Below are 12,911 nucleotides of genomic sequence, written 5' to 3' on the forward strand. Positions count from 1 at the left end.
AGACACCAACATATCAAACCGTCCGCTTCGATAATCGCAAAAGTGCGTATTCTAAAAGCGGACATTTTTACTTTGGAGAAACCGGACATTTTTACTTTGGGCTTACAGGTCTGTTTCGTATAACGTACATTATGTTAAATAGAGTAAAAAAGACCTCAAATCTGAGGTCTTTTTTATTCAAATTATTTGTAGGCTTGGATGGATTTTAGAATTTCAGTTCTAGCTTCTTCAACATTTCCCCAACCATTAAATTTCATCCATTTACCCTGTTCTAAATCCTTGTAATGTTCAAAAAAGTGCTTCATTTGCTCTAGTTGAAGCTGTGGAAAATCACTTAGGTCTTTAATATCGTTGTAGAGTGGTGTCAGCTTAGAATGTGGCACTGCAATAATCTTTGCATCTATACCGGCTTCATCTTCCATGTACATTACACCGACAGGTCGGCTACGGATCACAGAGCCTACTGCAACAGCATGTGGAGCTATTACAAACACATCTAATGGATCACCATCTTCGCTTAATGTCTGAGGGATATAACCGTAGTTAGATGGATATGACATTGCTGTACTTAGAAAGCGATCCACCAATAAAGCATCATATTCTTTATTCACTTCATATTTGATTGGTTTTGCATTTGCAGGAATTTCAATGATGCTGTAGAAGTCATCTGGTGGATTTATACCTACTTTAACTTTTTGAAAGCTCATGATTTTTTACCTTTTACTATTTTGAGTTTAAATTTTTAATGTGTGGTTGCTAAGTGGTACGTAAATATTCCTAAAAGACTGAATATCAATGAACCAATCACATGAATTGCTATGGTTGAAATGGCATATTACAATTTTGAACTTTGCAACAATTCAACGACTTCTATTGAGAAAGTAGAAAATGTAGTTAATGCACCACAGAAGCCCGTGACAACGAATAATTTATAATTCGGGTTTATTGAGCTATTTGAAAAAAATGATACAGCAAAGCCGATAATGAAAGCACCGATTAAGTTAACAATCACTGTCCCAAGGGGAATATTTTCAAAGACTCTATTAAATCTTACGCTTATGCCCCAACGAAGCCAGGCACCAATTACAGAACCGAGAGCAATTGATAAAAGAGAGAGATACATCGCTGCTCCTAGTTATAAGCAGCAAGAGATATATAAATAAACGATTTTATGACGGGAAAACATAGCGTAGCTCCATTTTGTAAAAGCAGAGCAAGCGACTACGTACCCTGCTTGAGGGAAACGTAGGTATCATCAGCCAGAATTGGCGGTTTGTGTAAGGAGGATAGCCATCTCCTTTGATCACTATTATTCAGAAAACAATCAATTAATTCAACAGTCTTGTATTATTAAAATATGTAAGCCTAACGATTTTTATCTTTAGTTTAGTAAAACTTGAAATTTTTCATTTCTGCTATAATCTTTTCGGAAAGGGTGTCTAGCTAAGCTAAGGCAGGTGTTTGTTGTAGTCGGGCCGCTACAATATTGATAAAGAGCACCTGTATGTTTAATTTCAAGATTTTTAATAAAGTCTCTACGGAAGTATTGACGATCAAAAATGACCTTCAGTTTAATGCTGAGCTGCAATTAATTAATAAATATAAAACGGCTACTTCTGAAGATTATAAACAGGCTATTGTTTTGATCTTTAAAGAACGTGGCTATACACGTTTGGAAATAGGCCAATTACTTGGGGAGCTAAAAGCTTTATAAAATACAGATTAAATAAAGCTTGGATATACATCCAGGCTTTATAAAAAAGTACCTAGCTGTTACCCTTGTCCTGATTTTTACTCTAAAAAGTTCCTTCCTCTTATGACACTTACGCCACCTTAAGTTTATTTACCGTCTTAAATCTGTAAATAACTCATCACTGTCTAGTGATGTGGTGTAGTCGCTTGTGTGTTGTATATATCACGTCACTAGCCTATCTGAAAAATTAAAAAACAGGCTATGTTTATGTTATCTAATGTCCGAGAACAGTGGTTCTCTAACATCCGTGGGGATATACTTGCCGGATTAGTCGTTGGTCTTGCACTCATCCCTGAAGCCATCGCATTTTCAATTATTGCAGGTGTAGATCCTAAAGTCGGTCTATACGCATCCTTCTGTATTGCTGTCGTGATTTCTTTCGTAGGCGGTCGTCCAGCTATGATTTCAGCAGCTACAGGGGCTATGGCACTGCTCATGGTTACTTTAGTCAAAGAGCATGGGCTTGAATACCTGCTTGCAGCAACAATTTTGACGGGTGTAATTCAAATAATGGCAGGCTATTTAAAGCTCGCCAAGTTAATGCGGTTCGTATCTAAATCTGTAGTTATTGGATTCGTAAATGCGTTAGCGATCTTAATTTTCATGGCTCAGTTGCCTGAACTAATTAATGTGACCTGGCATGTATATGTTCTGGTTGCTTTAGGTCTGGCGATTATTTATCTCTTCCCTTTGGTTCCCAAATTAGGAAAATTACTCCCTTCTCCACTTGTCTGCATCATTGCGATCACATTACTGGCAATCGCTCTAGGAATTGATGTACGAACTGTGGGCGATATGGGGTCGTTACCTGACACACTTCCAATGTTCCTGATTCCAAATATTCCTTTGAATATTGAAACATTGATGATTATTTTGCCCTATTCAGTCGCACTGGCGGCTGTAGGTTTACTTGAATCGATGATGACAGCAACCATCGTGGATGAAATGACAGATACGCCAAGTGATAAATATCAGGAATGTAAGGGACAAGGGATTGCGAATATTGCTTCTGGCTTTATGGGGGGGATGGCTGGTTGTGCGATGATTGGTCAATCTATGATTAACGTAAAATCTGGCGGTCTGACACGCTTATCAACATTCTCTGCTGGTATTTTTCTTCTTATTCTAGTTGTATTTATCAGCGACTGGCTCAAAGTGATTCCAATGGCTGCATTGGTAGCGGTAATGATCATGGTCTCTATCAGTACCTTTGAATGGAGTTCTATCACCCAGTTAAAAGATAATCCTAAGAGCAGTAATATCGTCATGATTGCGACGGTGATTGTGGTTGTTGCTACACATAACCTGGCTTTGGGTGTGTTAACAGGCGTATTACTTTCAGCCTTATTCCTAGCGAATAAACTTGAAAATGATATCCATGTGACAGCATCTTTTGAGGGAACGGCCCGTTTGTATGATTTGAGAGGTCAAATCTTCTTTAGTTCTTCTGAAAAATTCATGCAAGGTTTTGACTTTAAAGAGGACGTTAAGGATGTAATTATTGATCTAACTCACTCCCATATTTGGGATGTAACATCTGTTGCCATGCTCGATTCTGTTGTTAATAAATTTCAGAAGAATGGTGTGAATGTCACTGTGCGTGGCTTAAATGAAGCAAGTTCTATTATGATTGATAAATATGGAACACATGCCAGAATCTAAGTTCAGGAGATTCTACGTTTATGTAGAATCTCTAAAATCAACGTAATACACCCTATACGAAATGCTAATATTTTATTATTTAATTTCAGTGATATAATCTAAACTTAACAGCCCATTCTAGCCCGAATAGTTTTTTTTATGAATTATCAAGTTCCACGCTCATTATTTGTGATGAGTACCGTAAAACTTCAATTTTTATCCAAAAAACCCATTAGATTTTTCATTGCATCATTTGCAAGGCGTGGATTTTAAAGAAGATCCATCAACATATCACGATCAAAATTATTTACCGTCAATTCCTTATAAGATACAAGATCATCAATTGGGTAATATTTATCTTCATATGCTGAAATCAATGTCACTAGCATTTCCCTTTCATTAGCTTCTGGCGTGCCTTCCTCAGCCTGAAAAATACTTTCCAGGCGGATAAATGCTGTTTTTAAGTCATCATCATTTCTAATTGACTTAACACTCATTTACAATCTTTACTTATGACCAAAGATCTAATAGAGAATTTAATTTATTTCATCAATTGCCGCTACATTTGCATATTCATGTATTAATCTACCATTCAGTCCTATTGCCGCTTGAATCCTCCTGATAAAATAGAATCTCTTTGGATGACTTTTACGCATGGTTCATTCTCACCATCATGACACAGCACATTATGGGACTGCATTCGCGATTGGTATCGTACTCAATCTCGGATTTGTTTTAATTGAAGCATTCTATGGCTGGCAAACAGACTCCATGGCCTTGCTAGCGGATGCGGGCCATAACTTAACCGATGTCGGTGGATTACTACTGGCATGGGCTGCTTATAGCGTAGCGCGTATTCACGCCAATCGGCGCCATACTTATGGTTGGCAAAAAGCCTCAATTCTGGCCAGTTTTACTAATGCCGTGCTGATCCTCTTTGCGATGTTTTCTCTAGGCTGGGAATCTATACAACGGATTCAGTCTCCCAGCCCTGTTGCAGCGATCACTGTTATGATCGTCGCTGCAATCGGTGTCGTAGTGAATTTGAGCACCGCCCTTTTGTTTCTTAAAAACAGTCAGCATGATTTGAATATCAAAGGTGCCTTTCTGCATATGGCGGCAGATGCCGTTGTTTCGGTCGGCGTAGTGGTCGCGGGGGCCTTATATTTATGGCAGGGCTGGTTATGGATTGACGCTGTGGTAGGTTTGATTATCGCCATTATTATTATTTTGGGAACATTTTCTTTGTTCCGCCAATCCTTACACTTGCTCTTTGATGGTGTGCCAGATCAGATTAACCTTGTGGAAGTAAGAAACAGCTTACTCAATATTCCGAGCGTTGTCGATCTGCATGATTTACACATCTGGAGTATGAGTACCCTGGAAAATGCACTCACGGTGCATGTGGTTTATGATGACAACTTACAAACTGCGAATACCTTACTTGCAGAAATTACCGAAGCTTTACATCATCATTTTGATCTCAAACATGTGACGGTACAGCTGGAATCGATCGCTTATGCTGAAGGTTGTGAAATGAAACTTAAACCACATTATACTTCTAGCCAATCCTTGTTGAAATAAATTCTCAGAATTATATATTTCATATTGCGCATATTCGGATATTCATATATAAAGCAGCTATTCTTTTAAGGGATAACTCTCATGGATCAAATGCCAAAAGTTCAGATTTATCATAACCCTGCCTGTGGCACTTCACGTAATACCCTGGCTTTAATTCGTAATGCGGGCATTGAACCTGAAGTAATCGAATATCTGGTCACCCCCCCTTCAAAAGATCAGTTAATCAAACTGATTCAGGATTCTGGCTTAAGCGTTCGTGAAGTGTTACGTAAGAATGTCGAGCCCTATGCTGAGCTGAATCTGGATGATGCAAGCTGGACGGATGAAAAACTGATTGATGCAATGCTTGAGCATCCGATCCTGATTAACCGTCCACTGGTAGTTACGGATCTCGGAACACGTTTATGCCGTCCATCGGAAGTAGTGCTAGACATCCTGCCTTTGCCACAATTAAAAGCTTTTGCCAAAGAAGATGGTGAAGTCATCATTGATGAACAGGGCAATCGCGTAAAATAAAGCATTATTCACTGAAGAAAAGCTCAACTCTGTTGGGCTTTTCTTTTACATAAAAAAATACATTGACGGATATCAATATAATCTGGATACTCAATATTATAAGTATGTTATGGAAAATCTTAATTGGATCATGAACAAGCGACTTCTCTTTATAAAGTTTTGACGGATGCTACCCGTCTCAAGATATTACAGATGCTACAGACAGGGGAATGTTGCGCATGCGAATTGTTGCAAAATCTTGCCATTACCCAGTCTACTTTATCGCATCACATGAAGTGTTTGACTGAATCGGGTCTGGTCAAAGGAAGAAAAGACGGACGCTGGATACGCTATTCACTGAATCCCATCCGTGCTCAAGAACTGTATTTATTTACACAAGCACTATTATTTTCCAAAGACCAGGAGATTTAAATGGACCAAATAGTTGCCCTCTTTGTTTGGTTGAATAATGCCCTACTCAAAATGACCTGGCTGTCAGAGGGTGTGCGCTGGCTGGTCGAAAATGTATTCGGTTTATCTGTCGCAACCCGGCTGGGTGGCAGTATTCACTTTTTTATCTATGACGTTTTTAAGATTTTTATTCTGTTATCCGTCCTCATTTATAGTCTGTCTTATATCCAAAGTTACTTTCCGCCGGAACGTACCCGACAAATTTTAGGTCGAATGACTGGAATTAAAGCCAATATCATGGGGGCTTTATTAGGGACGATTACACCATTCTGTTCCTGTTCCTCCATTCCGCTGTTTATTGGTTTTACCCGTGCAGGGCTACCGGTTGGAGTAACCTTTTCATTTTTAATCTCATCTCCTCTGGTGGATTTAGCTTCAATTATTTTATTGGCCAGTATCTTTAACTGGAAAATTGCCATGGTCTATGTGCTCTTAGGCTTGGTGTTAGCCGTACTGGGTGGTTCCTTGATCAGTTACTTAAAAATGGAAAAGTATGTCGCTGAGTTTGTCACCCACAATGGTGCCATTCAGGGAGACGAGGATTTCAGTATGACTGTGAAAGAGCGACGCGAGTTCGCTTGGGAGCAAGTAGTAGAAATTTTTAGCAAGGTCTGGTTGTACGTGTTGATTGGGGTAGGTATTGGTGCGGCGATTCATAACTGGATTCCTGAACAATGGATTACCGCCTTACTCGGCCAGGAACACTGGTATTCTGTGTTAATCGCTACGGTCGTGGGTATACCGATGTACGCGGATATCTTTGGCACCTTGCCGATTGCTGAAGCGTTGGTCGGCAAAGGTGTAGGGTTAGGTACAGTGTTGGCCTTTATGATGGCGGTGACCGCGCTTTCCTTACCATCCCTGATCCTGTTAAAACAGGTGGTGAAACTTCCTTTACTGAGTCTGTTTGTTGGGATCGTATTTGTCGGGATTTTGGTCATCGGCTACAGTTTAAATAGTTTTGGTTACTGGTTTTTATAAAACGTTTGGAGAATAAAACATGCAAATTAAAGTCGTAGGTACAGGTTGCCGTAAATGTAAGGCACTCTTGGCGGCAACAGAAGAAGCGGTCCAAAGCACGGGTGTGCAAGCGGACATTGAATATGTCACTGATATGATGAAGATTGCTGAAACCGGTTTGTTAAGCACTCCTGGTCTGATCATTGATAATAAAATCGTATCGAGCGGTAAAGTGCTGGAAGCTCAAGCCGTAGCGGAACTGATTGAGAAAAACAAATAAGCCAAAAATGCATTTTATTTAAAAAAACCAGTAGCTTAGACTACTGGTTTTTTATGGAGTGAACCGACATCAGGTCAGTTATTGCTTAACGATTAATACGGGTACTTGGGACAACTTTAATACTTCTTCAGCCACACTGCCTAAAGCCAGTTTCTGGATGCCTTTACGCCCATGTGATCCCATCACAATCAACGAAGCAGCGAGTTCTTCAGCGACATTGACAATGGTTTGTGCAGACACTTCAGCTTTAACGAGTTTGGTTTCAACCTCACGTGCACCTGAATCGACCGAAAGTTTTTGTGCATCGGCCAAGGCCTTTGTTGCATTGCCACACGCTTCATCAAAAAATGCTTTCATGGTCGTTGCGTCTGCACCGAAGTAATAAAAATCGGTATTGGCAAACGGATTTTCTTCGACAATGCTGATGACAATCAGCTTGCTGTTCAGGGCATTTGCCATAATAGCGGCCTCTCTGACTGCTGCAAGTGCCTGATCAGAACCGTCAATCGGCACTAAAATATTTTTATCAGTCATTCGATATTCCTTAAATTTTCTAATCGTTAAAATTTTCTTTTTCATAACACAGCCGAGAAAAGCGGACAATTTTTTAAATTGACCTCTTTCAAACCACATTATAATCCTTCCTTTATCATTTTTAACTTATACTATTTACTGTATATGTGGATATGTATATATTTGCATAACAGAATGGGAGCAGCTATGGACCACGTTCAGTTTTTTAAATGTTTATCCGATGAGACACGTCTCAGTATTGTCATGTTGATTGCTGAAAATGAAGAGCAATGCGTCTGTGATCTGACGGACAAATTGCAAGTGAGCCAACCCAAGATTTCACGGCATTTGGCTTTGTTGCGCTCTTGTGGTTTGTTGAATGACCGTCGTCAAAGTCAGTGGGTGTATTACAGCATCAATCCGCAATTACCGGCGTGGTGTTTTGAAATTCTGGATGCTCTCAAACACAGTCAATCTCCGATTTCCCTTCCCACATCTGCTCTGCCGATTCAGAGCCATTGCGAGTAAGTTTTTATGAAGTTTTTATTTTTGTGCACCGGTAACAGTTGCCGCAGCATTCTCTCTGAAGTTCTGTTTAACAGCCGTGCGCCAGAAGGCTGGATCGCTTACAGTGCGGGCAGCAAACCATCAGGTCAGGTGCATCCTTTAACGATTAAAACCTTGCAGAATCTGGGTTTATCTACCGAAGGCTTATCGAGCAAAACCATTGATGCCTGCGAGCAATATGAGCCAGAAGTCGTGATTACGGTATGCGATTCAGCTGCACAGGAAGCCTGCCCATTGTATTTGGGTGGCGCAATCAAGGCACATTGGGGCTTATCTGATCCTTCACACCTGGACTTACCTGAAGAAGAAAAATTACAGGCATTCTTAACCACAGTGGATCACATCAATAAACGTTTAGACGCGTTCTTCGCTTTAGATGCAAAAAATTTGAGCCGTCCTGAGCTCATTGCTGAAATCAATAAAATTTCTCATATTTAATCGAGCACATTATGTCTAAACAAGGATTATCCTTTTTAGATCGCAACCTGACGCTATGGATCTTTGTGGCCATGGCATTGGGTGTTGCGATTGGGGTGGTGTTTCCACAAGCATCGACTGCACTGGATGCCATGAGTGTCAATTCAGTCAACCTGCCGATTGCGATTGGCCTGATTTTGATGATGTATCCGCCTTTGGCTAAAGTGGACTATGCGACACTGCCACAGGTGTTTCACGATAAAAAAACTTTGGCTTTATCGTTAATCCAAAACTGGCTGATTGCACCGGTACTGATGTTTGTGCTGGCCATCGTCTTTCTCAGTGATTATCCAGAATACATGACCGGCCTGATCCTGATCGGTTTGGCACGCTGTATTGCGATGGTACTAATCTGGAACGGCCTGGCTTGTGGTGATAACCAATACGGTGCCGCACTGGTGGCGTTTAACAGTATCTTCCAGATTGTTTTCTTTAGTAGTTATGCCTGGTTCTTCCTGACTTATTTGCCACCATTTTTTGGGGTGGAAGGTCATGTGATCAATGTCGATTTCTGGACCATTGCCAACGCGGTATTGATCTACCTAGGCATTCCGTTTCTGATGGGCTTCCTGACCCGTATTTCTTTGGTCAAAGCCAAAGGTCTGGATTGGTATCAAACGAAATTCCTGCCAAAAATTGGCCCACTCAGCTTGCTAGCTTTGCTGTTCACCATTGTGGCGATGTTCAGTCTAAAAGGCGCTGATGTGGTGAGTTTACCTTTGGATGTATTGCGGATCGCAATTCCATTGACCATTTACTTTGTATTGATGTTCTTTGTCAGCTTCTTTATGAGTAAATGGATGGGCAACGATTATCCAAAAACCACAGCGATTTCCTTTACCGCGGCAGGCAATAACTTTGAGTTGGCCTTGGCAGTAGCCATCGCGACTTTCGGTCTGGCTTCTCCGATTGCCTTTACCACGATCATTGGGCCTTTGGTGGAAGTGCCGGTGCTGATTGCGCTGGTCAGCGTATCTTTATGGCTGAAGAAAAAATATTATCCAAATAGTTAAGAGGCAGAATATGACACTCCCAAATCTTGAATCTGATCTTTTGCCAACGCCTACATTTGCTGAGGTACAAGCCAAAGAACTGACCCATCCCCCACGGACGTTATTGCTGTATGGCTCAAACCGAGAACGCTCGTACAGTCGTCTTGCAGTGATGGAAGCAGGCCGGATTTTGGAGCGGTTTGGCTGTGAAGTAAAAATCTTTCATCCCAAAGGTTTACCTTTGCCCGAAGATGGCGATCTGGAACATCCTAAAGTCAAAGAACTGCATGAACTATTGGCTTGGTCCGAAGGCATGGTCTGGTGTTCACCTGAACGGCATGGTTCGATGAGTTCGATCTTTAAAGCGCAAATTGACTGGATTCCACTGGCAGCGGGAGCCATTCGTGCCACACAGGGCAAAACATTAGCGCTCATGCAAGTCAGTGGTGGGTCACAGTCTTTCAATAGCGTCAACCAAATGCGAATCTTGGGGCGCTGGATGCGGATGATTACGATTCCGAATCAGTCTTCCATTCCCAAGGCCTTTTTGGAATTTGATGAAGCAGGACGCATGAAACCGTCGTCTTTGTATGATCGGATTGTCGATGTGATGGAGGAACTGTATAAGTTCACCTTGCTGACCCGTGGACAAAGCGCGTACCTCACGGATCGTTACTCGGAGCGTAAGGAATCGGCTGAAGAGCTGTCTAAGCGTGTCAATCAACGTAACATCTAATCTGTTAGAGAATATAAAAATGTCAACACGCCATTCAAAACTCATCATTTTAGGTTCTGGTCCTGCCGGTTATAGTGCAGCGGTATATGCGGCACGTGCCAACTTAAAACCTATGCTGATTGCAGGTATGCAACTCGGCGGTCAATTGACCACCACCACTGAAGTCGATAACTGGCCAGGTGATCCTGAAGGCTTAACCGGTCCGGCATTAATGGAACGTATGCAGGCGCATGCCGAACGTTTTGGTACTGAACTGGTCTATGACCATATCAATGAAGTGGATTTGAATACCCGTCCATTTGTCCTTAAAGGCGATATGGAAGAATACACCTGTGATGCCCTGATTGTGGCAACAGGTGCAACCGCTCAATATCTTGGCCTGGAATCTGAACAGGCCTTCATGGGTCAAGGTGTCAGTGCCTGTGCGACCTGTGATGGCTTCTTCTATAAAAACCAAAAAGTCATGGTGGTTGGTGGCGGTAATACAGCGGTTGAAGAAGCCTTGTATTTGTCTAACATCGCGGAGCATGTAACTTTGGTGCACCGTCGTGACTTCCTGCGTTCAGAAAAAATACTGCAAGATCATATCTTCGAAAAAGAAAAAGAAGGCAAGATCAGCATCGTCTGGAATCATCAAGTGGATGAAGTACTGGGAGATAATACCGGTGTCACTGGTGTACGTTTAAAATCGACACAGGATGGTTCCACCCAGGACGTTGATGTGCAAGGTGTATTCATTGCCATTGGCCATAAGCCAAATACCAGTATGTTTGAAGGTCAGCTTGAACTGCGCAACGGTTATATTCAGGTACAAAGCGGCACAGCGGGTAATGCCACTGCGACTTCTATTCCTGGTGTTTTCGCTGCCGGTGATGTGGCAGATAGCGTATACCGTCAGGCCATTACTTCGGCTGGTTCAGGTTGTATGGCGGCACTGGATGCTGAAAAGTACCTTGATAACTTGTAGAAGTAATACTCTCATTTTATCTACCCTCTAATATAGAGAGATAGTGCTGCCCATGCCCAATATCAGTTAAACCTGATATTGGGTTTTTATTGGGTACAACGATCAAGATAGATATATACTTTTGATAATAATGAAGTTATGGGAAAGAAAAAATGTCAATAACAACAGAAACAGACGTGATCATCATTGGTGGGGGGCAAGCAGCATTAGCTACAGCTTATTTTTTGAAACGCAATCGTCTGTCTTTTATCATTTTAGACGAACAGCCGCAGGCAGGCGGTGCCTGGCTACATACATGGGATTCTTTGCGACTGTTTTCACCGAATAGCTGGATTTCCTTACCGGGCTGGATGATGCCAGGGACAGAACAAACCTATCCGACTCGTCATGAAGTGATTGAATACATACAGCAATATGAACAACGTTATCATTAATTTCTAGCTGATGATGTTGATGGACGTATCTTGTTTTTACGCGCCACGGAGCGTTTAAAGGCACAACTCGAAGGTCGTACTGTAGATCAGCCGATTGGCGGCCTAGGCGATATTGTTATGATTGATTCGGTCATCCACCTTCACATACCATCATGATTACTTCTTCTTCAAATGGATAATGAGCTTTGAATTTTAAAAGATAACCACGTTGTAAATATTGTTCATTGAAATCAATTAATTTAGACCATTTCATTTTATGACCTATAGCTATTTTGAACAGCCATTAAAGTACAGTATTTTTCGCCTATTTAACATAATGGCGATTATACGGACTATCTTTGTAATGCATATTGCATTACAATATTCTCATGCATTCAATACATGGGAAAAGTGATGGCTACTGTTAATTTCAGGGTCGATGAAGCCCTTAAAGAAAAGTCTTATTCCATACTAAAAGAACAAGGAATTGCACCTACTGAGTTCTTTACTAATATTCTTGAATATATTGCTACGACTGGAAAGCTTCCAGTACAGAAAGCTTTACTCTCAGAGGAAGATGCTGATTTATTAGCTCTTGTTCGCAAACGTATTAATGATCCTAAAGAGATGTTCGAGGAAGTCACATTAGATGACTTATAAGCTTTTACGTCATAAGGACTTCACTTCAGAATGGGAAAAGCTTCCTAGTGCTATACGAGATCAATTCAAGAAAAAATTAGCTAAGGTAATAGAGCAACCACATATTCCAAAGAATATGCTTAAAGGTGATCTTGCAGGCTGCTATAAAATCAAATTATTAAAAGCTGGTGTCCGACTTGTTTATCAGGTCAAAGATGATCAGGTAGTTATTTTGCTAATTACCGTTGGAAAACGAGCTGATAGCATTGTTTATGATGAAGCAAAAAAACGGATAAAAGACTGAAAATGGGAGCTGTATGCTCCCATTTTTGTGTTATTCCTAAGTAGAAATGTCCTACCTTAAAACCAAATAGAAATGTCCTATACAGACATTTCCAAGTCAAGTACAGGATTTAGATTTCG

17 protein-coding genes, 2 pseudogenes and 1 riboswitch are annotated in these 12,911 nt (G+C 41.0%); of the genes and pseudogenes, 15 read left to right on the forward strand and 4 right to left on the reverse strand.

The features are described 5' to 3' along the window. Positions 1 to 182: 182 nt before the first annotated feature. The gene (gene ppa, locus GTU69_RS16320; protein ID WP_166172075.1) at positions 183 to 707 is read right to left on the reverse strand and encodes an inorganic diphosphatase; all 525 of its coding nucleotides are present in this window, start codon (positions 705 to 707) and stop codon (positions 183 to 185) included. 35 nt (positions 708 to 742) lie between these two features. After that, a pseudogene (crcB, locus tag GTU69_RS16325) lies at positions 743 to 1,123 on the reverse strand (fluoride efflux transporter CrcB). Positions 1,124 to 1,239: 116 nt separating this feature from the next. Further along, positions 1,240 to 1,307: riboswitch (Fluoride riboswitch) on the reverse strand. Positions 1,308 to 1,504: 197 nt separating this feature from the next. On the opposite strand from crcB, the gene GTU69_RS16330 reads away from it, so the two are divergent. Both GTU69_RS16330 and GTU69_RS16335 read left to right on the forward strand, forming a co-directional pair. Further along, on the forward strand, positions 1,505 to 1,714 hold the full coding sequence (locus GTU69_RS16330) for a hypothetical protein (protein ID WP_166172077.1): 210 nt from the start codon (positions 1,505 to 1,507) through the stop codon (positions 1,712 to 1,714). Positions 1,715 to 1,960: 246 nt separating this feature from the next. Then, entirely contained in the window at positions 1,961 to 3,415 is a 1,455-nt protein-coding gene (locus GTU69_RS16335) for a SulP family inorganic anion transporter (protein WP_166172079.1), read from the forward strand. Between the two features lie 248 nt (positions 3,416 to 3,663). On the opposite strand, the gene GTU69_RS16340 is transcribed toward GTU69_RS16335, so the two are convergent. Continuing rightward, on the reverse strand, positions 3,664 to 3,891 hold the full coding sequence (locus tag GTU69_RS16340; protein ID WP_166172081.1) for a hypothetical protein: 228 nt from the start codon (positions 3,889 to 3,891) through the stop codon (positions 3,664 to 3,666). A 157-nt stretch (positions 3,892 to 4,048) separates the two neighbouring features. On the opposite strand from GTU69_RS16340, the gene GTU69_RS16345 reads away from it, so the two are divergent. The 5 genes from GTU69_RS16345 to GTU69_RS16365 all read left to right on the forward strand — a co-directional run bounded on the left by GTU69_RS16345 (position 4,049) and on the right by GTU69_RS16365 (position 7,184). Next, positions 4,049 to 4,978 carry a cation diffusion facilitator family transporter gene (locus GTU69_RS16345; RefSeq protein WP_166172083.1) on the forward strand — a complete coding sequence of 310 codons (930 nt, stop codon included), beginning with the start codon at positions 4,049 to 4,051 and terminating at the stop codon, positions 4,976 to 4,978. An 81-nt stretch (positions 4,979 to 5,059) separates the two neighbouring features. Beyond that, complete coding sequence (gene arsC, locus GTU69_RS16350; RefSeq protein WP_166172085.1) at positions 5,060 to 5,494, forward strand: arsenate reductase (glutaredoxin); 435 nt, start codon at positions 5,060 to 5,062, stop codon at positions 5,492 to 5,494. Between the two features lie 123 nt (positions 5,495 to 5,617). Next, positions 5,618 to 5,905 carry a metalloregulator ArsR/SmtB family transcription factor gene (locus GTU69_RS16355; protein WP_166172087.1) on the forward strand — a complete coding sequence of 96 codons (288 nt, stop codon included), beginning with the start codon at positions 5,618 to 5,620 and terminating at the stop codon, positions 5,903 to 5,905. Continuing rightward, the gene (locus GTU69_RS16360) at positions 5,906 to 6,925 is read left to right on the forward strand and encodes a permease (protein WP_166172089.1); all 1,020 of its coding nucleotides are present in this window, start codon (positions 5,906 to 5,908) and stop codon (positions 6,923 to 6,925) included. 19 nt (positions 6,926 to 6,944) lie between these two features. Then, the gene (locus tag GTU69_RS16365) at positions 6,945 to 7,184 is read left to right on the forward strand and encodes a thioredoxin family protein (RefSeq protein WP_016165431.1); all 240 of its coding nucleotides are present in this window, start codon (positions 6,945 to 6,947) and stop codon (positions 7,182 to 7,184) included. A gap of 78 nt (positions 7,185 to 7,262) precedes the next feature. On the opposite strand, the gene GTU69_RS16370 is transcribed toward GTU69_RS16365, so the two are convergent. Then, a complete protein-coding gene (locus tag GTU69_RS16370) occupies positions 7,263 to 7,718 on the reverse strand; it encodes a universal stress protein (protein ID WP_166172091.1) in 456 nt (151 codons plus the stop codon). 186 nt (positions 7,719 to 7,904) lie between these two features. Here GTU69_RS16370 and GTU69_RS16375 point away from each other — a divergent pair, with 186 nt between their 5' ends. The 8 genes and pseudogenes from GTU69_RS16375 (at position 7,905) to GTU69_RS16410 (ending at position 12,792) form a co-directional block, all read left to right on the forward strand. Beyond that, on the forward strand, positions 7,905 to 8,225 hold the full coding sequence (locus GTU69_RS16375; protein WP_166172093.1) for a metalloregulator ArsR/SmtB family transcription factor: 321 nt from the start codon (positions 7,905 to 7,907) through the stop codon (positions 8,223 to 8,225). A 6-nt stretch (positions 8,226 to 8,231) separates the two neighbouring features. Beyond that, positions 8,232 to 8,702: an arsenate reductase ArsC gene (locus GTU69_RS16380; protein ID WP_016165434.1), complete on the forward strand. Its 471-nt coding sequence runs from the start codon at positions 8,232 to 8,234 to the stop codon at positions 8,700 to 8,702. A gap of 11 nt (positions 8,703 to 8,713) precedes the next feature. Continuing rightward, entirely contained in the window at positions 8,714 to 9,754 is a 1,041-nt protein-coding gene (gene arsB, locus GTU69_RS16385) for an ACR3 family arsenite efflux transporter (protein ID WP_166172095.1), read from the forward strand. 10 nt (positions 9,755 to 9,764) lie between these two features. Then, positions 9,765 to 10,469 carry an arsenical resistance protein ArsH gene (gene arsH / locus GTU69_RS16390; RefSeq protein ID WP_166172097.1) on the forward strand — a complete coding sequence of 235 codons (705 nt, stop codon included), beginning with the start codon at positions 9,765 to 9,767 and terminating at the stop codon, positions 10,467 to 10,469. A gap of 19 nt (positions 10,470 to 10,488) precedes the next feature. After that, on the forward strand, positions 10,489 to 11,436 hold the full coding sequence (gene trxB, locus GTU69_RS16395) for a thioredoxin-disulfide reductase (protein ID WP_166172099.1): 948 nt from the start codon (positions 10,489 to 10,491) through the stop codon (positions 11,434 to 11,436). A gap of 152 nt (positions 11,437 to 11,588) precedes the next feature. Then, positions 11,589 to 12,002: pseudogene (locus tag GTU69_RS16400) on the forward strand (NAD(P)-binding protein); the annotation flags it as partial. 261 nt (positions 12,003 to 12,263) lie between these two features. Then, on the forward strand, positions 12,264 to 12,509 hold the full coding sequence (locus GTU69_RS16405) for a type II toxin-antitoxin system RelB/DinJ family antitoxin (protein WP_166172101.1): 246 nt from the start codon (positions 12,264 to 12,266) through the stop codon (positions 12,507 to 12,509). Beyond that, positions 12,499 to 12,792, forward strand: coding sequence for a type II toxin-antitoxin system RelE/ParE family toxin (locus GTU69_RS16410; RefSeq protein WP_166172103.1), 294 nt, complete (start codon positions 12,499 to 12,501; stop codon positions 12,790 to 12,792). The genes GTU69_RS16405 and GTU69_RS16410 overlap by 11 nt, the downstream gene beginning before the upstream one ends. The last annotated feature ends 119 nt before the right edge of the window (positions 12,793 to 12,911 follow it).

The sequence above is a fragment of the Acinetobacter sp. SA01 genome (assembly GCF_011319235.1).
Classification (GTDB): domain Bacteria; phylum Pseudomonadota; class Gammaproteobacteria; order Pseudomonadales; family Moraxellaceae; genus Acinetobacter.

Bases quoted from the DNA above. Each gene is read 5' to 3' on its own strand.
- GTU69_RS16375 (WP_166172093.1), top strand. From the start codon at position 7,905: ATGGACCACGTTCAGTTTTTTAAATGTTTATCCGATGAGACACGTCTC.
- GTU69_RS16405 (WP_166172101.1), top strand. From the start codon at position 12,264: ATGGCTACTGTTAATTTCAGGGTCGATGAAGCCCTTAAAGAAAAGTCT.
- trxB (WP_166172099.1), top strand. From the start codon at position 10,489: ATGTCAACACGCCATTCAAAACTCATCATTTTAGGTTCTGGTCCTGCC.
- GTU69_RS16340 (WP_166172081.1), bottom strand. From the start codon at position 3,891: ATGAGTGTTAAGTCAATTAGAAATGATGATGACTTAAAAACAGCATTT.
- GTU69_RS16365 (WP_016165431.1), top strand. From the start codon at position 6,945: ATGCAAATTAAAGTCGTAGGTACAGGTTGCCGTAAATGTAAGGCACTC.
- arsH (WP_166172097.1), top strand. From the start codon at position 9,765: ATGACACTCCCAAATCTTGAATCTGATCTTTTGCCAACGCCTACATTT.
- arsC (WP_166172085.1), top strand. From the start codon at position 5,060: ATGGATCAAATGCCAAAAGTTCAGATTTATCATAACCCTGCCTGTGGC.
- arsB (WP_166172095.1), top strand. From the start codon at position 8,714: ATGTCTAAACAAGGATTATCCTTTTTAGATCGCAACCTGACGCTATGG.
- GTU69_RS16410 (WP_166172103.1), top strand. From the start codon at position 12,499: ATGACTTATAAGCTTTTACGTCATAAGGACTTCACTTCAGAATGGGAA.
- GTU69_RS16345 (WP_166172083.1), top strand. From the start codon at position 4,049: ATGGTTCATTCTCACCATCATGACACAGCACATTATGGGACTGCATTC.
- GTU69_RS16330 (WP_166172077.1), top strand. From the start codon at position 1,505: ATGTTTAATTTCAAGATTTTTAATAAAGTCTCTACGGAAGTATTGACG.
- ppa (WP_166172075.1), bottom strand. From the start codon at position 707: ATGAGCTTTCAAAAAGTTAAAGTAGGTATAAATCCACCAGATGACTTC.
- GTU69_RS16360 (WP_166172089.1), top strand. From the start codon at position 5,906: ATGGACCAAATAGTTGCCCTCTTTGTTTGGTTGAATAATGCCCTACTC.
- GTU69_RS16380 (WP_016165434.1), top strand. From the start codon at position 8,232: ATGAAGTTTTTATTTTTGTGCACCGGTAACAGTTGCCGCAGCATTCTC.
- GTU69_RS16370 (WP_166172091.1), bottom strand. From the start codon at position 7,718: ATGACTGATAAAAATATTTTAGTGCCGATTGACGGTTCTGATCAGGCA.
- GTU69_RS16335 (WP_166172079.1), top strand. From the start codon at position 1,961: ATGTTATCTAATGTCCGAGAACAGTGGTTCTCTAACATCCGTGGGGAT.